Origin of the sequence: Sphingomonas paeninsulae, assembly GCF_003660165.1 — a bacterium.
Classification (GTDB): Bacteria; Pseudomonadota; Alphaproteobacteria; order Sphingomonadales; family Sphingomonadaceae; genus Sphingomonas_O; species Sphingomonas_O paeninsulae.
In genome coordinates, this window is record NZ_CP032829.1 from 767,736 (window position 1) to 786,965 (window position 19,230).

The 19,230-nt window shown below is 59.2% G+C and carries 23 protein-coding genes; 14 read left to right on the forward strand and 9 right to left on the reverse strand.

Annotated features, from left to right (window positions below):
• Window positions 1–43: 43 nt before the first annotated feature.
• From D3Y57_RS20880 to gntA, 3 genes are all read right to left on the reverse strand, one after another.
• Entirely contained in the window at window positions 44–622 is a 579-nt protein-coding gene (locus D3Y57_RS20880; RefSeq protein ID WP_239026008.1) for a hypothetical protein, read from the reverse strand.
• Window positions 623–692: 70 nt separating this feature from the next.
• Window positions 693–1,283, reverse strand: coding sequence for a DUF1989 domain-containing protein (locus D3Y57_RS09180; RefSeq protein ID WP_121152730.1), 591 nt, complete (start codon window positions 1,281–1,283; stop codon window positions 693–695).
• Window positions 1,273–1,971 (reverse strand): guanitoxin biosynthesis heme-dependent pre-guanitoxin N-hydroxylase GntA, encoded by a 699-nt coding sequence (gene gntA, locus D3Y57_RS09185; protein WP_121152731.1) that lies wholly within the window; start codon window positions 1,969–1,971, stop codon window positions 1,273–1,275. Before gntA ends, D3Y57_RS09180 begins: the two co-directional genes overlap by 11 nt.
• A gap of 109 nt (window positions 1,972–2,080) precedes the next feature.
• Here gntA and D3Y57_RS09190 point away from each other — a divergent pair, with 109 nt between their 5' ends.
• The 7 genes from D3Y57_RS09190 to D3Y57_RS09220 all read left to right on the forward strand — a co-directional run bounded on the left by D3Y57_RS09190 (window position 2,081) and on the right by D3Y57_RS09220 (window position 7,526).
• A complete protein-coding gene (locus tag D3Y57_RS09190) occupies window positions 2,081–3,523 on the forward strand; it encodes a circularly permuted type 2 ATP-grasp protein (RefSeq protein WP_121152732.1) in 1,443 nt (480 codons plus the stop codon).
• A complete protein-coding gene (locus D3Y57_RS09195) occupies window positions 3,523–4,458 on the forward strand; it encodes an alpha-E domain-containing protein (protein WP_121152733.1) in 936 nt (311 codons plus the stop codon). Before D3Y57_RS09190 ends, D3Y57_RS09195 begins: the two co-directional genes overlap by 1 nt.
• On the forward strand, window positions 4,458–5,261 hold the full coding sequence (locus D3Y57_RS09200) for a transglutaminase family protein (RefSeq protein ID WP_121152734.1): 804 nt from the start codon (window positions 4,458–4,460) through the stop codon (window positions 5,259–5,261). Before D3Y57_RS09195 ends, D3Y57_RS09200 begins: the two co-directional genes overlap by 1 nt.
• A 42-nt stretch (window positions 5,262–5,303) precedes the next feature.
• On the forward strand, window positions 5,304–6,053 hold the full coding sequence (locus D3Y57_RS09205) for a proteasome-type protease (protein WP_121152735.1): 750 nt from the start codon (window positions 5,304–5,306) through the stop codon (window positions 6,051–6,053).
• Window positions 6,054–6,167: 114 nt separating this feature from the next.
• Window positions 6,168–6,545, forward strand: a complete 378-nt coding sequence (rplU, locus tag D3Y57_RS09210) for a 50S ribosomal protein L21 (protein ID WP_121152736.1) — start codon at window positions 6,168–6,170, stop codon at window positions 6,543–6,545.
• Between the two features lie 13 nt (window positions 6,546–6,558).
• Window positions 6,559–6,828 (forward strand): 50S ribosomal protein L27, encoded by a 270-nt coding sequence (gene rpmA, locus D3Y57_RS09215; protein ID WP_121152737.1) that lies wholly within the window; start codon window positions 6,559–6,561, stop codon window positions 6,826–6,828.
• 167 nt (window positions 6,829–6,995) lie between these two features.
• Window positions 6,996–7,526 (forward strand): GNAT family N-acetyltransferase, encoded by a 531-nt coding sequence (locus tag D3Y57_RS09220; RefSeq protein WP_121152738.1) that lies wholly within the window; start codon window positions 6,996–6,998, stop codon window positions 7,524–7,526.
• Here D3Y57_RS09220 and D3Y57_RS09225 read toward each other — a convergent pair.
• Together D3Y57_RS09225 and D3Y57_RS09230 are read right to left on the reverse strand one after the other, a co-directional pair.
• Window positions 7,501–8,040, reverse strand: a complete 540-nt coding sequence (locus tag D3Y57_RS09225) for a GNAT family N-acetyltransferase (RefSeq protein ID WP_347400431.1) — start codon at window positions 8,038–8,040, stop codon at window positions 7,501–7,503. The genes D3Y57_RS09220 and D3Y57_RS09225 overlap by 26 nt on opposite strands.
• Window positions 8,022–8,882: a metal-dependent hydrolase gene (locus tag D3Y57_RS09230; RefSeq protein WP_121152740.1), complete on the reverse strand. Its 861-nt coding sequence runs from the start codon at window positions 8,880–8,882 to the stop codon at window positions 8,022–8,024. Before D3Y57_RS09230 ends, D3Y57_RS09225 begins: the two co-directional genes overlap by 19 nt.
• 44 nt (window positions 8,883–8,926) lie before the next feature.
• Here D3Y57_RS09230 and D3Y57_RS09235 point away from each other — a divergent pair, with 44 nt between their 5' ends.
• Genes D3Y57_RS09235 through D3Y57_RS09250 form a run of 4 tightly spaced genes read left to right on the forward strand, consistent with a single transcriptional unit; the run spans window position 8,927 to window position 12,683 of the window.
• The gene (locus D3Y57_RS09235) at window positions 8,927–9,523 is read left to right on the forward strand and encodes a TetR family transcriptional regulator (protein ID WP_121152741.1); all 597 of its coding nucleotides are present in this window, start codon (window positions 8,927–8,929) and stop codon (window positions 9,521–9,523) included.
• A gap of 43 nt (window positions 9,524–9,566) precedes the next feature.
• A complete protein-coding gene (gene obgE, locus D3Y57_RS09240) occupies window positions 9,567–10,613 on the forward strand; it encodes a GTPase ObgE (protein WP_121152742.1) in 1,047 nt (348 codons plus the stop codon).
• 49 nt (window positions 10,614–10,662) lie between these two features.
• Window positions 10,663–11,784 (forward strand): glutamate 5-kinase, encoded by a 1,122-nt coding sequence (gene proB, locus D3Y57_RS09245; protein WP_121152743.1) that lies wholly within the window; start codon window positions 10,663–10,665, stop codon window positions 11,782–11,784.
• Window positions 11,784–12,683 carry an NAD-dependent epimerase/dehydratase family protein gene (locus tag D3Y57_RS09250; RefSeq protein ID WP_205590110.1) on the forward strand — a complete coding sequence of 300 codons (900 nt, stop codon included), beginning with the start codon at window positions 11,784–11,786 and terminating at the stop codon, window positions 12,681–12,683. The genes proB and D3Y57_RS09250 overlap by 1 nt, the downstream gene beginning before the upstream one ends.
• Here D3Y57_RS09250 and D3Y57_RS09255 read toward each other — a convergent pair.
• On the reverse strand, window positions 12,678–13,211 hold the full coding sequence (locus D3Y57_RS09255; protein ID WP_121152745.1) for a Pycsar system effector family protein: 534 nt from the start codon (window positions 13,209–13,211) through the stop codon (window positions 12,678–12,680). The genes D3Y57_RS09250 and D3Y57_RS09255 overlap by 6 nt on opposite strands.
• 122 nt (window positions 13,212–13,333) lie before the next feature.
• Here D3Y57_RS09255 and D3Y57_RS09260 point away from each other — a divergent pair, with 122 nt between their 5' ends.
• From D3Y57_RS09260 to D3Y57_RS09270, 3 genes are read left to right on the forward strand one after another with little or no spacing between them, the layout of a single operon-like run.
• Window positions 13,334–13,576 (forward strand): acyl carrier protein, encoded by a 243-nt coding sequence (locus D3Y57_RS09260; protein ID WP_121152746.1) that lies wholly within the window; start codon window positions 13,334–13,336, stop codon window positions 13,574–13,576.
• Window positions 13,573–14,784 carry a serine palmitoyltransferase gene (gene spt, locus D3Y57_RS09265; protein WP_121152747.1) on the forward strand — a complete coding sequence of 404 codons (1,212 nt, stop codon included), beginning with the start codon at window positions 13,573–13,575 and terminating at the stop codon, window positions 14,782–14,784. Before D3Y57_RS09260 ends, spt begins: the two co-directional genes overlap by 4 nt.
• A gap of 43 nt (window positions 14,785–14,827) precedes the next feature.
• The gene (locus D3Y57_RS09270; RefSeq protein WP_121152748.1) at window positions 14,828–16,777 is read left to right on the forward strand and encodes an ATP-binding protein; all 1,950 of its coding nucleotides are present in this window, start codon (window positions 14,828–14,830) and stop codon (window positions 16,775–16,777) included.
• Here the strand turns inward: D3Y57_RS09270 and D3Y57_RS09275 are convergent.
• From D3Y57_RS09275 to D3Y57_RS09285, 3 genes are read right to left on the reverse strand one after another with little or no spacing between them, the layout of a single operon-like run.
• Window positions 16,774–17,637 carry a hypothetical protein gene (locus D3Y57_RS09275; RefSeq protein WP_121152749.1) on the reverse strand — a complete coding sequence of 288 codons (864 nt, stop codon included), beginning with the start codon at window positions 17,635–17,637 and terminating at the stop codon, window positions 16,774–16,776. The two genes, D3Y57_RS09270 and D3Y57_RS09275, sit on opposite strands and share 4 nt — an antisense overlap.
• Window positions 17,634–18,596 carry a diacylglycerol/lipid kinase family protein gene (locus D3Y57_RS09280; protein ID WP_121152750.1) on the reverse strand — a complete coding sequence of 321 codons (963 nt, stop codon included), beginning with the start codon at window positions 18,594–18,596 and terminating at the stop codon, window positions 17,634–17,636. The genes D3Y57_RS09275 and D3Y57_RS09280 overlap by 4 nt, the downstream gene beginning before the upstream one ends.
• Complete coding sequence (locus D3Y57_RS09285) at window positions 18,596–19,102, reverse strand: DUF2141 domain-containing protein (RefSeq protein ID WP_239026059.1); 507 nt, start codon at window positions 19,100–19,102, stop codon at window positions 18,596–18,598. Before D3Y57_RS09285 ends, D3Y57_RS09280 begins: the two co-directional genes overlap by 1 nt.
• Window positions 19,103–19,230 lie beyond the last annotated feature (128 nt).

Here is a 19,230-nt window from a genome sequence, read left to right on the forward strand (position 1 = left end):
TGCGTTATCTCCTGCGAGGGATAATGCGGACCCGCCTCGATAATCAGGACATCATGCCCCTGCACCGCAAGGTTATAGGCGGCAACCGCCCCCCCGCCCCCGATCCCACGACGATCACGCCCACACTGTCTGGGCAGGCGCCATGCCCGACAAAATCCTGCGACGTCAGTTCACGTCCCTCGACCAGTGTCAGGGGAACGTCATCGACACCACGTTCGCGAAACAGCGGCAGCGTGAACCCGATCTGCGCGTGGACCGGATTACCTAAATTATCCTCCTGCGTATCGCCCTGCCAGTGGCCGTAATATCCCGCATAGATAATGGTGCGGATACGCGCGAGATCCTGAAGGAAATCGACCCGCGTCAGTTCCAGACGGGCCCGGATGGACCGGGCACGTTCCTTCGGCGACTGGAGCAAAAAGACAGGGCCACCCAGCACGATGAACACGGCATCGATCAGCAGCCCGATTTGCTGGGGCTTGCTCCCCGAAATCAACCCGAACTGATGCTGCAAATTCTCCACGACCTGCTCGGGAGAAATAACCATCTCGACGTCGAAGAACAAAGCTTCGGTAAGCGCTTCAAGGATGGAGGCCTGAATGGCATTGAACGGCTGTCGCACTTTCGTCTCCGGATAAGAGTGCGACCTCCTGTTTGGCCATATCTAACCGGTGTGCGGCGCTATGCCTATGCTATTCGACCAGATATTCGATCGGCTTGAACCGTCCATTGTTCGATTGCAGCGCCGAACATGCGGTCAGCCCAACGATCAGGTCCATGCGCGCGATGAACTTTATGTAATCGCCCGGCTTGCTCAGCGGTGGCAAAACGCTGATCGCGCCGGTCGTGCCGTCCACAGATACATTCATGAAACAGTTAAACGCGATCGGAATGGCATCGGGGAGCACGCCAAAAGGTTCCAGTGCTCCGGCAAGGTTGCCAAAGCATCCCTGATGCGGATCGGTGTCGCCATAGATGATCCTGAACGTGTCCTTCGAACAGGGCGTCAATAGAAAGTCGTGCCGTCCGACCATATCCTCAACGATCTCGAGCATCACATTGCTGCGGTTCGAATAGAGCGGGTCACCCGTCGTAAGATAGATGCGGCTCGCGTAATCGAGCGTCCGACCCGACGAAAGCGCCTCGCCGATGTCATGTGCGTTGAAGCACAAAAGGTCTGCGACCTGCTCGCCCTGCGGGTCGATGACCGTCAGCGTCTGCCCCGCCCCCACTTTGAACGCTGTCCCAGTGCGGGGGGCAATATGCATGGTCTCAAGCAGCATCGCTTTGCTCCTTACGCGGGTCAGAGAACGGGCAGCGCCATTCGGTACCGACAACCCGTCCACTATATTGTCGTGCCTCACTAAGGTCGCCGTGACGCGAAAGCATTGGATTAATCGAACCGGCCATCGCCATATCGCGGTCGAGGATCGCCCCACGCAACTTCTCATATCGACCTTCGGCGCGAAGCCGCTCGAACTGATCGTGCAGGTTGAACACCATTACCGGCACGGGAAAACGGCGCGCAGGACGGCTCGCCTTGGGATGCAGGCCAACTACAAAAAATGCCTCGCCGCCAAAGCTGAGTGAAAAATGCGGATGGTTAGGATCGGCGCTGACGCGGTGGTCATAATCCTGCCCCAGCCACGCGTCCTTATCGGCGATCGACTGGATTCGATCCCACATATTTGCCTCGAACGTCGCCTCGTCCAGATCGTCCGGCCCTTCGAAAATCACGGCAAGGCTCTGGAACAGCTTGTCCTCGGCGCGGTAGTTCGCAACGAATTCCAGCAACGCCGCATGCATTTCAAGATCGTTCCACCCGCTCGTAATCGACCGCGCAACGACTGTTTTGATCTGGTTACGCGCGAGCGCGGCCTTTGCCCCGACACAGGGGAAATCCTGATCGGCAATCGACGCGTGAAACTGGTCGATCAGCATATGGTTCTCGGTAAACGGCGAATTTGGCATCGGCTCCCTCAGCGATGGTGACGGTTTGGATTTGTTGCCCCCCTAACGCACGAGAAAATGATTCTTTCCGCTCTTGTGCGCCGCATCAAAGCAACGCAGTCTGTTCATAATGAAGCCAAAAGCGTTCGACGAGATTTGGGGCAAAAGCAGCGGCGATGTGCCGCGTGCTGCTTTTGCCTCGCTCGCACGTTGGATGGGCAACACGCCCCTGCACGAACTGGAACGCAGGCAACAATCTGCCGAAGCGACGTTCCGGCAACTCGGCATAACTTTTGCCGTCTATGGCGACGATGATGCCGCAGAACGAATCATCCCCTTCGACATTGTGCCACGCGTGTTCACAGCCAGCGAGTGGTCGCGATTGTCGGCTGGCCTGGTGCAACGGGTAGAGGCGATCAACGCCTTCCTGACCGACATATACAGCGATCGAAAGATAATTGCGGAGGGGTTGCTGCCCCCCGACATCGTCCTGACCAATCCGCAGTTCCGACCAGAGATCGTAGGGTCTGCGCCACCGCATAATATCTGGTCGCACATTTCGGGCATCGATCTCGTCCGCACCGGCCCCGATGATTTTTGGGTACTTGAGGATAATGCGCGCACCCCGTCGGGTGTGTCCTACATGCTGGAAAACCGCGAGGCGATGTTGCGCCTCTGCCCCGAACTGTTCCGCCAGTATAAGGTGCGGCCGGTTGACAGTTATGGCGATATGCTGCTCGAAACGCTGCGGTCGGTTGCCCCGATCGGTGCGGGCTCCGATCCGGTTTGCGTGATCCTGACGCCCGGCCGCTTCAATTCGGCCTATTATGAACACAGCTTTCTTGCCGACAGCCTCGGCATTGAATTGGTCGAAGCCGCCGATCTGGAAGTCGATGACGATTTCGTCTGGATGCGGACCATCTCTGGCCGCGTTCGCGTGGACGTTATCTACCGCCGTGTGGACGATGATTATATCGACCCGCTGGTCTTCAAGCCCGATTCGATGCTCGGCGTTCCCGGCTTGATCGCGGCCTATCGCGCGGGCCATGTCGCCATCGTCAACGCGCCCGGCACAGGCATTGCCGATGACAAGGCGATCTATAGCTATATGCCAGAGATCGTGAAGTTTTATGCCGATGCAGAGCCACTGCTGCCGATCGTCGAAACATGGCGCTGCCGCGAACCGCAGGCGCTAAAATATGTCCTCGACCGTCTGCCCGAACTCGTTGTGAAACTGGTCGACGGGTCGGGCGGCTATGGAATGCTGGTCGGGCCGACCGCGTCCAAGGCAGAGATCGAGATATTCCGTGCGGCTTTGATCGCAGAGCCACATCGTTACATCGCCCAGCCGACTTTGGCGCTGTCCACAGTGCCGACACTCACCGACAACGGCATCTCCCCGCGTCACGTCGATTTCCGCCCGTTCGTGCTGACCGGCACCAACGGCGTAAAGATCGTGCCCGGCGGCCTCACCCGCGTTGCCCTGAAAGAGGGCTCGCTGGTCGTCAATTCCAGTCAGGGTGGAGGCACCAAGGACAGTTTTGTCCTCGCCGATGATGGGGAGGCTGGCTAATGCTGAGCCGCACCGCAGCGTCGCTCTATTGGATGGGCCGTTACGTCGAACGTGCCGAATTTACCGCGCGCCTTGTCGAGGCAACCGTCCGCCTCGACGCCCTGTCGAGTTCGCCCGCAGGAGAAGCGGCATGGGCCAGTGCCTTGATGGTCATCGATTCGGACACCGAGTTCGCAGCGACTGGCGAAAAGCTGACCCCCCGCAATGTCGCCCGCTTCCTGACACTCTCCACGACTCACTCCGGCTCGGTCGTCAGTTGCCTCGACAAGGCCCGCGATAATGCAAAAGCCGTACGCACTGCCCTAACCCGCGAGGCATGGGCGACGATCAACCGCGCATGGTTATTGTTCCACGGACGGACCAGCCCCGGCGACACACAGGCGACTCTGAACCTCGTCAACGAGGCGCAAGCGGAAACGCGCGGGTTCGAGGGCGCGATCGGCCGGATGATGCGCAACCCATCGTCGTGGTTCATCCGTCTGGGCGCAACGATGGAGCGCGCCGATAACACCGCACGATTGCTCGACGTGAAATATCATATTCTTTTGCCAGAGGGCGAGAATGTCGGCGGCACCGTCGATCGCGACCAGTGGACGACGATCCTGCAAACCGTATCCGCCGTGAACGCCTATCGCTGGCTTTATCGCGACGGGTTGAAGCCGTGGTTCGTCACCGAACTGCTGATCCTGCGCCGTGAGCTACCGCGCTCACTCGCCGCCAGTGCAGAGGAAGTCGTCCAGCATCTGAATGCGCTCGGCAAACAAACCGGGTTTCAGGGAGAGGCCGACCGCCTTGCCCGTTTGCGCCATGCCCGCCTCGGTCTCACGAAAGTATCCACAATCGTCGGGGACGGCCTGCACGAGTATCTGGAGAATTTCATTGATGAAAATGCGGCATTGAGCAAAGCCATCGCTCGCCAGTTCAGGTTCGACTGATGCGCCTCGCGATCGACCATCACAGCACCTATAATTTCAGCCAGCCACAAGCACGCGTTGTTCAGTTACTGCGCGTCACACCGAATGATTACGCCGCGCAGACCGTGATCGACTGGCGTATCGACGTCGATTGCGACGCACGACTCCGCACGGGCTATGACGGCTACGGCAATACGACGACGATGCTGTACGTCGATGGCCCGATCGAACACATTGCAATCACGGTGCGCGGCGAAGTCCTGACCGAAGATATGGCCGGCATCGTCAAGGGCATCGACGAACCCCTGCCCCCGCTGTTCTACACGCGCACCACCCCGCTAACCGCACCCGACCCGACGATAGCTGCCCATGCGCGCAGCGTCGGATCGTCCGATCGCCTCGAACGTGCGCACGCCTTGAACGCACTCGTCGGCAGCAGCATCGCAATCCACGGTGGCCGCACAGCGGGAGCACTCCCCGCCGAAATCCTCGCGCGCGGCAGTGGCAGCGTAAAGGATGCCGCCCACTTGCTGGTCGCCGTCGGCCATGCCGCTGGCTATCCCGCGCGCATCGTCTCTGGTCACAGCCTTCACGGTCCCGATCGCGGAACCCGGCAAAGCGCACATTATTGGGCCGAGCTCTACGTCGAACGGCTCGGCTGGGTCGGTCTCGATCCCTGTTCGGGGTTCAGTCCCGACGAAAGCTATGTCAGGGTCGCCGTGGGACTCGATGGCTCCGACGTCACCCCGGTGTCCGGCATGCGAAAAGGCGGCGGTATCGAGGAACTCGATGTCGGCGTATTCGTGGGGCAGTCGCAGGACTGATTCGTTCGGCCAAACTGGGGCATTGCCGAAAGGGCGTGTTATATGACGTATTGCGTGGGATTGCTGGTCGATGCCGGCCTTGTGATCATTTCCGACACCCGCACCAACGCCGGTATCGACAACATCTCGACATATAAAAAACTACATACACTGATCGACGACGAGGAACGGACGGTCTTTGTCGCCAGCGCGGGGAGTCTGTCGGTAACCCAGTCGATGCTGTCCATGTTGAAGGAGGGGCTACCTTGCCTCGACGATACCGGCGTACCCCGCCGTGTCGAGACGCAGCACACGATGTTCCGCGTCGCTCAACTTGTCGGAGAAGCGCTATCGACGGCGCGGCGCGCTATCGGACACACGCTAGAGGGTACGAAAATCAATTCGAGCGCGTCGATCCTTCTTGGCGGACGACTCGGCGACGGCCCGCTGGCGCTCTACCTCGTCTATGCAGAGGGTAATTTCATCGAATGTATGCCCGATGCTCCGTTCATGCAGATCGGCGAACTCAAATATGGAAAACCGATTCTCGACCGCGCGTTGCAATGGGAGTCGCCGTTGGATGAAGCGGTGAAGGTTGCGCTGATGTCTTTCGATTCGACGATGCGATCGAACCTGTCGGTCGGCCTGCCTTTCGATCTGGTCGCGATATCCAGCGATAAGGATCAAAAGATCGTGAGGCTGCGAATCGAAGCGGACGACAGCTATTTTGCGCTGCTTTCGTCGGAATGGGGTCGCTTGCTGAATGAATCTCGCGCCGTGATCCCCGATCCGCCCTTTTTGCACCTCGATTAAGGCCCGCTGGGCCAACCACCGGCTTGACAGTTCGCGGACCTTTGCATAGGGCCGCCCTTCTTCCGACGGGCTTTCTGCCTTGTTGGAGCCATCTTTTTGACTTGAGTGAGAGCCATGTTCGCAGTCGTGCGCACGGGCGGCAAGCAGTATCGCGTTGCCGCAGGAGACAAAATCGTCGTCGAGAAAATCGACGGTGTAGCTGGTGCGCAGATTGCGCTGACCGACATTCTTTTCGCGGGTGCCGATGGCGTCGCGCAAGGGATTGCTGGGCTGACAGTCGCTGCCGAAATTATCGCGCAGGCGAAAGCCGAGAAGATTATCGTCTTCAAGAAAAAGCGTCGCCATAATTACCGTCGCAAAAACGGTCATCGCCAACAGCACACGATCCTCAGGATCCTGAGTGTGGGCGCAGAAGGCACCAAGGCTTCGGCCAAGGCCGCCAAAACCGAAACTGCAGCACCGGTCGCACCGGTCGCAGCAGCGACCGAATAAGGAGTAACAAACCGTGGCACATAAAAAGGCAGGTGGTTCATCCCGCAACGGTCGCGATTCGGCCGGACGTCGTCTTGGCGTGAAGAAATACGGCGGCGAAGCTGTCCTCGCGGGCAACATTCTCGTGCGTCAGCGCGGCACTCGCGTATGGCCAGGCAGAAATGTTGGTCTTGGCACGGATCATACTTTGTTCGCGCTCGTTGAGGGCCGCGTACAGTTTCATGATGGAAAGCAAGGCCGCAAATATGTGTCGGTTGATATGATTGCACAGGCAGCTGAATAACTGATGATCCTATTTACGGGTCATCCTCAGGGTGACCCGAAGACCTGCCAAGGCAGGTCGTGAGGGAGACGGGTCACCCCCGAGCTCCCTTTTTTGTATCTCCCTCACATCGTGTCGCCGTGCCGTAATCAAACGCGTGCATAGGCGATGGCAAGAGGAGAGCGACAGTGTTCGCAAGGACCGAAAGACTATTGCTGCGGCCCGGCTGGGTCGAAGACGCCCCCGCACTGGCGCAGGCGATCAACCGTGAAGATATCGTCCTTAATCTGGCGCACGTCCCGTGGCCCTATTCAGTCGCCGATGCGGAAAGTTTTTTAACTAACGACCGAGCAACGGGCGAAACCAACCTCTTGATCTTTGAACGTACATCGGCCGAACCACGGTTGATCGGCGGGATCGGCCTTGCCCGCAATGCGGGACAGACCATCCTCGGTTACTGGATCACGCCGTCCAGTTGGGGAAAAGGTTTTGCCACAGAGGCCGGACGCGCAGTGATCGACATAGCGCGCGAGACACTGCGTATCGGTCAGCTCACAGCCCGGCATTTTGTCGACAATCCGGCATCAGGGCAGGTTTTGCGCAAGCTCGGCTTTTGCGCGACGGGAGAACGCGAGCCGTTGTTCAGCAAAGGCCGCGGCACATCGTCACCGGGCCTGTCCTATACGCTCGACCTCAATGCGCTTGTCTTAGCCGCCTGAAAACGCGTGCCTCATCGGGGAGGTCCGCACACGCGACGTAACCATTGCGTGTCGCAACCTTCACCGATGCGGCATTGCCGTCAGAAATCAGGCATCGTGTTTCGGACGCGATCAGATTTACGTCCACCCAGGCGACCATCGCGCTGACCGCTTCGCTGGCGATCCCACTGCCCCATGCTTGCTGAGCAAAGGCCCAACCTATTTCGGGAGCGCCTTCCAATGCCACAATGCCGCGCCGGAAGTCGCTGAAGCCGCCCTCACCTATCAATATGCCGCTCTCACGATCGCATATCGCCCAGAGGCCATAGCCGATCAGCTGCCAGCTTCCGGTATATTGCAAAATCCGAAACCAAGCCTCCTGTGACGATTTCGGTACGCCGCCGATAAACCGCGTTACCTCGTTGTTTCCCCACAGCGCCGCGCAAGCGGGATGGTCCTCCACCCGGTGGGCACGGAGAACCAGTCGCTGCGTGACGATCGAAGGCGCGATTGCGGTCAGGCGGCCATCGCCGATTGCGGCAAAACTGCTGCCGCGTAATCGCTGTCGACCTTTGCAATCAGTGCGCGGTCATCATGATTCCAGGGATGAAAGCCCGGCATAAAAAAAGCGAGCCACGCGGGAATCATCCGACGGACCACGCCCGGCGTTCCCAACAGATACCAGGCCAGCCGCGCCTTGATACGCCATCCCGTCAATCCGTCCTGACGCAGTAATTCCAGCGTCGCGCGCCAACGCGCAGGCCAGAATGTTTTCGTAACGACCAGCATCATGATCGCCTTCACTTTCCAGCGCTTCCACGCCGACCAGTCGCGTGTCGCGTGCATCCAGGTATCGTAAGCAACACCCTTATGCTCGATTTCCTCGATCGCGTGCCAATCCCACATCGCCTTTAAATCGGGTGCCAGATTCGAAAAGTATTTCGGGTTAGCAAGCATTTGATGCGCCATCATCGCGGTATAATGCTCAAGCGCCATCGTCACGGCAAGATTCAGGATTTGCGGCCGATCCTTTGTCAATTCCAGACTATCGACAACAACTTTTTCAAGATCTGCGATCTGGTATCCGGCATCGACAACGCGATTGTTGAAAGCAACGTGTTCGCGGCTGTGCATGACCTCCTGCATTACGAACGACTTGATTTCCGCGCTCAATTTCGGCGATGCGCCATCACGAAACGCCTTCACCGATTCGACGAAAAACGCCTCACCCTTTGGAAAGGTGATCGACAGTGCGTCGTGGAATGTGCTCGCGATAGGGTCGTCGTTCAGCCACCAGCGCTTCTGTGCGGTACCACGCCCGAAACGTCGGTCGCGTGGGGTAATCGTCAGGTCGGTAGGCGTTTTGTCATGAGACATGCTAAGCACTCCTAATTCAACCAAACTAAAGCTTACTAACATTCATGTCAATAGAACGCAAACGCCTGTCGCCTGATGAAAGCCGCAGCGTGGCGCTGGATGCAGCGCGCGATATCCTGATTGCCGAAGGTCCACAAAGCGTCACTCTTAAGGCAGTATCTGCGCGAATCGGGAAAACCCACGCGAATCTGCTTCATCATTTTGGATCGGCGCTTGGTCTGCAAAAGGCGTTGGCGGCGATGCTTGCCGAAACCGTGTGTGACAACATTGCCGCCACTGTTTGCAAAGCGCGCCGTGGTGAGTGCAGTCCGCAGGCTATCGTCGATATGACATTCGACGCGTTCGATGGACAGGGTGCGGGTGCGCTGGCGGCATGGATGCTGATGACCGGCGACCGTGACGCGCTCGACCCTATACTCGAATCGATTCATCGGCTGGTCGACGAACTTAGTGTTGATAATGAGGATGGCTTAATTCGCGAGGATACCCTGACTCTCGTATTTATGGCATTGGGCGACGCACTGCTTGGCAAGGCGATGGCGAAAGCGCTCGGCCTTCCCCGTGAAGCGGCGCGAGAAATCGCCTATCGCCAACTCCTTTCATCGCCCGGCGTGCAAGCGCGTATGGCAGCTTTAATCTGACCCTTGCCCGGTAAAACGGGAACGGGGTAATCTGGAACTCGAAATGCATTTTCTCGATCAAGCCAAAGTCTATATTTCCTCCGGTGCCGGTGGGCCCGGCGCAGTTGCGTTTCGGCGTGAAAAATTCGTCGAATATGGTGGCCCCGACGGCGGCAACGGTGGCAAGGGCGGCGATATCATTTTCGAAGCCGTCGCTGGCCTCAACACGCTCATCGACTTTCGATATACCCAACACTTTCGTGCACCTCGCGGAAAAGGTGGGTCGGGCAGCAACCGCACTGGTGCCGGCGGTGACGACCTTATCATCCGCGTTCCGATCGGCACGCAATTGCTCAGCGACGACCGCGAACATGTCCTCGCCGATTTCACCAAAGTCGGCGAACGGCGCGTTTTCCTGCGCGGCGGCGACGGCGGACGTGGAAATGCCACCTACAAGACATCGACCAACCGCGCGCCGCGACAGCACGGCGTCGGCTGGCCGGGTGAGGAAATGTGGGTGTGGCTACGCCTGAAACTGCTGGCGGATGCCGGGCTGCTTGGCCTTCCCAATGCTGGGAAATCGACCTTCATCAATGCGGTTACCAATGCACGGGCAAAGGTTGGCGCTTATCCATTCACGACCGTCCGCCCACAACTCGGCGTCGTCACTTACCGCGATCGTGAGTGGGTCGTTGCCGATATTCCCGGCCTGATCGAAGGTGCTGCCGAAGGTGCGGGTATCGGCGATCGTTTCCTTGGTCACGTCGAACGCTGTCGGGTGCTGCTGCACCTTGTCGATGCCACCGGTGACGACCCCGTCGGTGCCTATCGCATCGTTCGCAAGGAACTCAAAAACTACGGCGCGGGCCTGATCGACAAGACCGAAGTGATCGGCCTGAACAAGATCGACGCGCTGGAGTCTGCCGAGGTCAAGAAACTCGTCACTAAACTGAAACGGGCATCCAAGGCCGAAGTATTCCCAATGTCGGGCGCGGCGGGAACCGGGCTGGACGTCGTGCTCGACCGACTGGCGGACGCGATACCTTCTGTCGGGATCAGCCCTGCGAAGGTGGAAGCGGGAGATCCCGCGTCCGAATGGTCGCCCCTCTGATTGGCGCACCGGGTTTCCCTGAAAGCAATCTCGCTTTAAGCCCGCCAGCGTGAATCATGCCTTGTCCCCTGCTGCTTGTCGCCGCCTGATTGTGAAGGTCGGATCTTCGCTGCTCGTCGATGCGAGCGGCGCGGTGCGGCGCGAATGGCTGGCGACACTGGTCGCGGACATCGCCCGGCGCATCGCTGCCGGACAACAGGTCGCGGTTGTTTCGTCCGGTGCGATTGCTTTGGGCGCGCGACGGCTAAAATTGACGAAGGGAGGTCGCGCAAACCTCGAAGATGCGCAAGCCGCCGCTGCGGTCGGGCAGATTGCACTTGCCGGCGTGTGGGCGGACTTGCTCGGCGATCATGGCCTAACTGCCGCGCAGATGCTCGTGACGCTTGACGACCTTGAAGATCGTCGCCGTTATCTCAACGCGTCCGCCACTCTGGAACGGCTGCTGTCGCTCAAGGTCGTTCCGATTATCAACGAGAACGACTCGGTTGCCACGCACGAAATAAAGTTCGGCGATAATGATCGGCTGGCTGCCCGAATCGGTGCGGCCGCAAATGCCCAGGGCGTCGTTCTGCTATCCGATGTCGATGGTCTCTACACCGCCGATCCCACGCGCGATACCACCGCCACCCGCATCGAACGCGTTACCCGCATCGATGCCAAAGTGCTGGCGATGGCTGGCACTGGCACATCATCCGGCATGGGATCGGGCGGCATGGCTTCGAAGATCGAAGCGGCGCGCATCGCCAATAGCGCAGGAGCCGACCTGATCATCATTTCCGGCCACGAAAGCCATCCGTTAACGCGCATGGATTCAGGTGAGAACGGCACGGTATTCGTGGCGTCGGCGCGAACAAAAGGGCGCAAGACATGGCTGGCCGGGCGATTGACCGTCCGTGGCACCATTCACGTTGATGCCGGGGCCGTGCGCGCGCTTGCGTCAGGCGCATCGTTGCTGGCAGCCGGAGCCAAACGCACCGAAGGAAGTTTCTCGCGTGGTGATGTTGTGGACATTGCCGGTCCCGATGGCACGCCGATCGCAAGGGGCCTCAGCGAATATGACGCAGCCGATGCTGCGCGAATTACGGGCCTGAAAAGCGACGCGATCGCTGCCGTCCTTGGCTACGCGCCACGGTCGGCCCTGATCCACCGCGATCATATGGTCCACCTTTGATGCGTATCGCGGTCACAGGAGCAACCGGCTTCGTCGGCGGCCATCTTTTGCCCCGGCTAATCGAAGCGGGGCACGAGGTCAGGGCACTGACCCGCAAACCTAAAGCAAGATGTGCAGGAATAACCTGGATCGATGGTGCCCTAAACGACGACACCGCACTCGCCCGCTTGTGCGAAGGCTGTGACGCCGTCATCCACGTCGCCGGCGTCGTGAGCGCGGACTTTGCAGGGTTCGATGCCGGGAACCGACTCGGCACGCTGGCTATCGTCCGTGCCGCCGAAACTGCCGGAGCAACGCGTTTCGTTCACATCTCCTCCCTCGCCGCGCGAGAACCCCAGCTTTCGATGTACGGAGCTTCGAAACACGCCGCAGAGGACGTCGTGACTGCCTCCAGCCTCGACTGGCGAATCGTTCGTCCAACCGCGATCTATGGCCCCGAAGACACGGGGATGCTCGACATATTTCGCATGGCAAAACACGGTTTCGTCGTGCTTCCCCCAACCGGCAGCATGTCGGTCATTCACGTCGATGATCTTTGCCGCCTGATCGTTGCGCTAACCGAAAGCCCCGATGGTCGCGTGCTCTACGAAGCAGACGACGGCGTTCCGGGCGGCTGGACTCATCGCGAATTTGCTGCCGCACTCGGTAAGGCGATGGACCGCAAGGGGATTGCTTTGCCGATGTCAAAGTCGGTGCTTTCGATCGCATCGCGGCTGGACGTCCTGTTCCGCGGGAAAAACGCAAAACTGACGGCCGATCGCGTCGGTTATCTTACTCATCCGGACTGGACGATCGCCCCCGGTCACCGCGTCCCCGCCACACTCTGGACGCCGCAAATCGCCACCCAGGCTGGCCTTGCGAACACCGCCAACTGGTACCGCGAACATCGGTGGTTATAGCACGCCTGTAAATTGCAGCGCGAATGCGGCCATCGTCAGCACCAGGCCAACGAGAAAGACTCGGTACGCCGCGCCCAGGAATTTATACTTCTTATGCTGTAACACCTGCCCATTCTGGTAAATGTCGCGGAGCATAGCGCGGTGAACCGTTGCAGGCTCACTAAGCAGGACCAGCATTTTATCGATATACTCGTCCTCGCTCATATTCGCGAAACTGCCGAAAAACAGCAGGTTGGGCTTTGCCGATGGTTTTGACCTGATCGACGGCATGATCGCGAACACCGCCAGCATCGCCGACAGAAACGCGAATGTCGCCACTATGATGAGCGCAACCGACAGATGTTCGCGGCTCGCTTGATTGACCGCAATCGTAAACACCACGAACGTTGCCCCCATCAGTATACTCGCCTTCTGGTCCGCCATTTGCGACAGGCTGACATTGATCTGCTCGGTCGTGCGGATCAGGTGGATGGCATCGGCGGCCAAGGGTCGAACGGGCAAATCGACGGGAGTTACAGGTTCGGGCATGGGTGTCGTCTCCCAGAGAAAAAGTGTGCGCGACCGTTACGAATTTGCATCCGCCTTAACCCTGCCCGACTCCCGCCGCAATCGCTTGGCAGGGCGGCCCCACACCCGTTAAGGAACGCGGCATGACCGAACGCACAGAAATCTATGACATCGTCGCCGCGCAGATCGCGCCTTTCAACAAAAAAGGCGTTGCGCTGAGCGAGGCCACAACCTTTGCCGGCGATCTCGAATGGGATTCGCTGACAGTCATGGATTTCGTTGCCGCGATCGAAGATGAATTCGACATCATCATCACGATGAACATGCAGGCCGAAATCGAAACCGTCGGGCAATTGATCGACGCAGTAGGCAAGTTGAAAGCATGAGCGACCTGTTTTCCAAATTCGACGCCCTGATCGAGGAACGTCAGGCGCTGCTCGATACCGGTGTGCGCGACCCCTATTCAATCGTCATGGAAAAAGTGCTGTCGCCGACGCGCGCGCTGATCAACGGCAAGGAAACTATCCTTGTCGGCACCTATAATTACATGGGCATGACCTTCGACCCCGACGTCATTCAGGCGGGCAAGGATGCGCTCGATCAGTTCGGCGCGGGCACGACTGGCAGCCGACTGCTCAATGGCACTTATCAGGGCCATCGCGAGTGCGAGGATGCGCTGAAAGAATTTTACGGCACCGATTACGCGATGGTGTTTTCGACCGGTTATCAGGCGAACCTCGGGCTGGTTTCGACCATCGCGGGCAAAGGTGACTACATCATCCTCGACGCCGACAGCCATGCGTCAATCTACGACGGCTGTGCTTTGGGGAATGCCGAAGTCGTCCGCTTCCGCCACAATTCGGTCGAAGATCTCGACAAGCGCCTCGGTCGCTTGCCACCCGAAGCAGGTAAGCTGGTAGTCCTTGAGGGCGTCTATTCGATGCTCGGCGACGTTGCACCGCTGCCCGAAATGGTCGCTGTCGCAAAGAAACACGGCTGCATGATCATGTGCGACGAAGCGCATGGCATGGGCTTTTTCGGCAAACATGGTCGTGGCGTCTTTGAGGAAATGGGCTGCGAAGGCGACATCGACTTTATCGTCGGCACGTTCAGTAAATCGGTCGGCACAGTCGGCGGCTTCGTCGTGTCCAATCACCCGAAGTTCGAAGTGCTCCGCCTCGTCACCCGTCCCTACGTCTTCACCGCGTCGCTGCCGCCCAGCGTTGTGGCGACCGCAGCGACCTCGATCCGCAAACTCATGCACGCAGGCAACAAACGCGCGCATCTATGGGAAAACTCGAAGCGGCTGCACGGCGGTTTGCGCGAACTCGGCTATAAACTCGGCACCGAAACCCCGCAGTCGGCCATCATCGCGATCATTCTCACGGATCAGGCTCAGGCAGTCGCACTGTGGCAATCGCTGCTCGAAGGCGGCGTTTATGTGAACCTCGCGCGTCCGCCAGCAACCCCTGCGGGCATGTTCCTGTTGCGCTGTTCTCTATGTGCCGAACATTCGGCCGAGGAGGTCGAAACAATCCTCGGATTGTTCGCTACTTCGGGACGGGCGGTTGGTTGCATCGGACCAGCCCGGTAGCCGCTCTTTCCACCCCAATTCCCTTGGGGTAGATTAGCCCGAAATGGTGAACCGTCTCAGCGAGGATAGTGCGCCGCGCCGCGGCTGGCGAACCGCAGCCCTGATGCTGGCGGGTCTGCTTGCCGTCGCCATAAGCGCTGCGCTGATCGTCTCGCTAAATACAGCCACTCGTCAGCGGGATTCCGCTCTTGGCTGGCAACAGCACAGCTACGAGGTCATGATCCTCGCTCGCGAGCTGGACGCCACGATGGCGAAATCCGAAGCCACGCTCGGACGCTTCGTCATCAGCGGCAACAAGGACGTCGGCCGCACCTATTTCGACGCGTGGCGCCGAGCGGGCACATTGCTCGACAAACTCACCAGCGAAACGAGCGATCGACCGGAGCAGCGCGCGCTGATTGCCGCTTTGCGAGATGCCTACACCGTGCGCGGCAGCGAATTGTCAGACGTCGCTCTCCGCACCAACTATGGCCAGAACGATCAGGCACTCTCCACTTATTACGAGGCTGGAAAAGCCCCCAGCCTGTCACGCCTGGATGGCCTCCTGACGCGGATCATCGCCAACGAACGCGCAATTCTCGACGCACGCACCAATACTGCCGACGATACGGTCGCACTCTCCAATCGAATTGCCACCATATTATCGTTTGTCGGCCTGATTATCCTGTTGTGCGCGGCATGGCTCGGGCGAAGCGCCTGGGCGGCATGGCGCGACCGTCAGGATGAAGAGCAGCGCAACAGTGAGCTGGAATATGCGGTCGCCGAAAGAACGGGGGAACTGAGTGATGCAAACACGCGGCTTATGGCCGAAATGGTCGAGCGCGAATTTGCCGAGGAGCGATTAAGGCAGGCGCAAAAGATGGAGGCCGTGGGCCAACTCACCGGTGGTATCGCACACGATTTCAACAATATGCTCGGTGTCGTAATCGGCGGGATAGAGCTTGCTCGGCGGCGGATTACCGAACCTGCCCCTGAAGTCGAACGTCATCTCGCCAATGCGATGGAGGGTGCCAATCGTGCTGCCGCGCTCACCAAACGGCTTCTGTCGTTCGCTCGGGCAGAACCGCTGCTCCCCGTCGGTCTGGACCCCGACACGCTGATTCGTGGCATGGGCGAAATGCTCGACCGCACGTTGGGGGACACGATCGAAGTCATCATTCTAGAGGGCGCGAGCTGGTCAGTTTTCATCGACGCGCACCAGATGGAAAACGCATTGCTGAACCTTGCCGTCAATGCGCGGGACGCGATGGAATATGGTGGTAAGCTCACCATCTCGACGGCCGACGTCAACCTCGTCGAAGGCGAAATCGCCGAAGCTCCTGTCGGTGATTATGTTCGCATCGCAGTCAGCGACACTGGTGAGGGCATGAGCGCAAAAGTGCTCGAACGCATCTTCGATCCGTTTTTCACCACCAAAACTGTTGGCAAAGGCACTGGTCTGGGCCTGTCGCAAATCTTTGGATTCGTGCGGCAGTCGGGTGGTGGGATTGCCGCTACATCGACGCCCGGACACGGAACCACCGTCTCAATTTATCTGCCCCGCCATTGCGGCAACGTCACAGCGATGGCGGATAGTGCCGAGCAATCGGACGGTCGATCGCATTATACCGGCGTCGTAACTTTGGTGATCGAGGACGACCCGCGCGTTCTGAACGCGACAGTCGGTGCGTTGCGCGAACTCGGTCATCTTCCCCTGCCCTGCGCCTCCGCCGCCGATGTACCAGCCCTTTTGCGCGAACACCGCGACATCGGCCTGATTGTCAGCGATGTGCTGATGCCCGGCGTCACCGGTCCAGAACTTGTCGCGGCGATCCACACGCTGCACCCTGAATTGCCGGTTCTGTTCGTGACGGGGTTTGCCGGTGATGTCGAAGACCCACAGGCGTTCGGCGGCCATGAAGTTCTGAGAAAACCATTCACGATCGCTAGCCTAGGCGATGCCGTTGAACGGGTACTAGACCGTGCCAACGCTGCGCAATCGAAGGCAGCTTAGCGAACAGCTCCGCTCCGCAACAAACGCGGGAGTAAGCTGACACCGCCCAATATCGGAAACCGCCGTTGCCACGGCTTTATCGCTATAGCGGTCCCGGCGTGGCGATTAATCTTCCACGCCAAATAATCGATCCCACCGGCAAAGGTCGCAGTGGCCTTTGCCAACCGTAGCACCGACATGATTTTTCCCCGTCGACGCAGCGTCGTCCAGCGTTGCTCCGCCTCTTCCCGACTCATCGGCACAACCGAAATAGCATCGGCAAATTGCGCATATCGTTCGGGGTCTGCATCGACCACCGCTCCCGGTCTCGCGCTGCTTTCCGCCCTCAATTCGGACGCATAGGTCAACTCGAATCCTCGCCTCCAAACATCCAGCAAGTCGCCGTTCGTCATAGGACGAGCCAGCGCAAGCAACGTCGGGGCAGCCTTGGCAACAGCACCGACCGCTGCGCCGCGCGCCACGCTATCGGCCACCCAAACCAGTCGCGAAGGTTGCGCAAACCGCGCCCACACCGAAACCGTGTCGGCGTCAGGGTCGCACAGCCTCGCAAAGTCAGCCTCGCTCAATACTGCATATTTGGCGGCTAATTTATCACTGGCGAAGGGGAAAACGTTCGGCGGGATGAGGCGATTAGCAGTCGCGAGCCAGCACCGGTCGAACGCAGCGGCGTAATCCGAAACGATCAGATAAAAATCGAGCATCAGCCCGTCGAGCTGCTTTTCGCGCAGGCATGACCCGTAAAATAGTACCGCCCGGGAAGCCGCGCCGTGTTTGGCAGCGATTGCCGCTGCCATGTCTGAAACTTCCTGAGCGACAGGCATCCCCAGCTCGTCTGCAACCAGCCGAGAGAGATCGCTCATGCAGCGAGGCGCAGAAACGCCATGGGCTTGGTCGGACGCAGGGTAATCGGCGCGCCGGGTCCGGTATGAAAGATCTCGCCGTCCAAAATAACGCTGCTACGGTCGCTCTCGATGCGGATATGGTCGCCATGCTCGACATGCACTCCGGTCATTGGGCGCGAACCAAGGCGCCCCATCAGTGCCGCATGAATAGCGCGAACCAGCGCAATCGCCGACTGATCGACCGCCATGAATTTGAGGCCGGGCCGCACGCCGCCCTCGGTCTTGCTACCCAGCAACATCTTCTCGAGCGTCGTAACGATCATTAGCGCAAACCGCCCGGTGACCTGCCCATCACGCATCAGCGAAATCCGCATCGGCGAAGGTAGTGGCGGCAGAAACTTTGCGCTGAAACCCGGAATCAATGAAAGCAAGACTGCCAAAACCGTCACAAAATGGCTGAGGCCATTCGACATACCCAGTGGATAGATCACATGGCGGCAATACAAAATCGAATCGGCCAGCCCCGCCCCACCGAGGAACATGCCCAGCACTGGCGGACGCCCACCTTCGCTGAGCGCGATCAACTCACGTCGCACGACATGGTCGTCGAGGTCCGATGCGGCCAGCTCCAGAATCCGCGCCAGTCCGGCAACCGGATCGCCAGTCGAGCCGAGGTCGAGCGCGATCAAATTGGTCTTGCCGTTGGGCAGCACCGCAACCGGCGGTGGATTGCCTTCGAAATAATTGCCCTGATGCAATTCGGTCAGTGCCGCCTGAACGGTACCGTCGCCGCCATTGATGACGAGAACGCGCGGCCGAACACAGGCGATTGAGCGCAGCGCCTCACCAATCTGGCCGACATGCTCAACCTCATAGTGAAACAGCTCACCATGTTCGGCGCAAAACTCACGAATGCGCGGCAGGAGAGCAAGATTGCCCGTGGAGCTCGGGTTGGACAGAAGCGCAACCCGCGCCATCAATTTTTGCCTACGGGGCGAATCGAGAAGCCGCTGCGATAATTCAGTACGACGCCGATTTCGCGCGGCACTTGCCCGACCGGGATGACCACTTTTTCAAAGTCCGGCTTCAGATGTAGCAAAGAGAGCGAAGGATTGCGCGAAAACGCCGCCCCATCGTCCCAACCTGATTTGCCACTGCCATCCACGTCGTGGCGCACAGCAATCGCGTATTTTCCGGGGCCAGGAACCGCTATACAAACGTCCATATAACCCGACGCCGTCACTGGCAGTTCGATCCGACGCAATTTTTTGCCCTTCGCCAGCCAGTCCGCCGGGTTGCCGCCATAGACCTGCACACGCAGCATACCCGTCCGCGCCTTGAATCCTTCGACCCGCACCAGTACCGCCGACGCAGTAGGGTTTGCGCAAGCCGCCGCGTCGCTTCCAAGAATAGCCGCGCGCGATGGCGCTGCGTTCAAAACAGCCAATGCAATGAGGACCGAACGTATCTTCAACAAAATCACCTCCAACGCAGGCAATGATGAAGCACGCTTGTACGCCCGCGCCCCTGTTCATTTTCCCCTGCAATGTTATTTGGGTGCGGTTTGCGGCCAAATAATGGTCAAGGTTCGGCGCAACATGCACAATCGCG

Coding starts and splice junctions, on each gene's coding strand:
- gntA (WP_121152731.1), bottom strand. CDS start 1,971: ATGCCAAATTCGCCGTTTACCGAGAACCATATGCTGATCGACCAGTTT.
- D3Y57_RS09270 (WP_121152748.1), top strand. CDS start 14,828: ATGGTGAACCGTCTCAGCGAGGATAGTGCGCCGCGCCGCGGCTGGCGA.
- D3Y57_RS09255 (WP_121152745.1), bottom strand. CDS start 13,211: ATGCCCGAACCTGTAACTCCCGTCGATTTGCCCGTTCGACCCTTGGCC.
- D3Y57_RS09260 (WP_121152746.1), top strand. CDS start 13,334: ATGACCGAACGCACAGAAATCTATGACATCGTCGCCGCGCAGATCGCG.
- D3Y57_RS09190 (WP_121152732.1), top strand. CDS start 2,081: ATGAAGCCAAAAGCGTTCGACGAGATTTGGGGCAAAAGCAGCGGCGAT.
- D3Y57_RS09195 (WP_121152733.1), top strand. CDS start 3,523: ATGCTGAGCCGCACCGCAGCGTCGCTCTATTGGATGGGCCGTTACGTC.
- D3Y57_RS09200 (WP_121152734.1), top strand. CDS start 4,458: ATGCGCCTCGCGATCGACCATCACAGCACCTATAATTTCAGCCAGCCA.
- D3Y57_RS09230 (WP_121152740.1), bottom strand. CDS start 8,882: ATGTCTCATGACAAAACGCCTACCGACCTGACGATTACCCCACGCGAC.
- rplU (WP_121152736.1), top strand. CDS start 6,168: ATGTTCGCAGTCGTGCGCACGGGCGGCAAGCAGTATCGCGTTGCCGCA.
- D3Y57_RS09180 (WP_121152730.1), bottom strand. CDS start 1,283: ATGCTGCTTGAGACCATGCATATTGCCCCCCGCACTGGGACAGCGTTC.
- D3Y57_RS09250 (WP_205590110.1), top strand. CDS start 11,784: ATGCGTATCGCGGTCACAGGAGCAACCGGCTTCGTCGGCGGCCATCTT.
- D3Y57_RS09280 (WP_121152750.1), bottom strand. CDS start 18,596: ATGGCGCGGGTTGCGCTTCTGTCCAACCCGAGCTCCACGGGCAATCTT.
- spt (WP_121152747.1), top strand. CDS start 13,573: ATGAGCGACCTGTTTTCCAAATTCGACGCCCTGATCGAGGAACGTCAG.
- D3Y57_RS09205 (WP_121152735.1), top strand. CDS start 5,304: ATGACGTATTGCGTGGGATTGCTGGTCGATGCCGGCCTTGTGATCATT.
- D3Y57_RS09235 (WP_121152741.1), top strand. CDS start 8,927: ATGTCAATAGAACGCAAACGCCTGTCGCCTGATGAAAGCCGCAGCGTG.
- obgE (WP_121152742.1), top strand. CDS start 9,567: ATGCATTTTCTCGATCAAGCCAAAGTCTATATTTCCTCCGGTGCCGGT.
- D3Y57_RS09275 (WP_121152749.1), bottom strand. CDS start 17,637: ATGAGCGATCTCTCTCGGCTGGTTGCAGACGAGCTGGGGATGCCTGTC.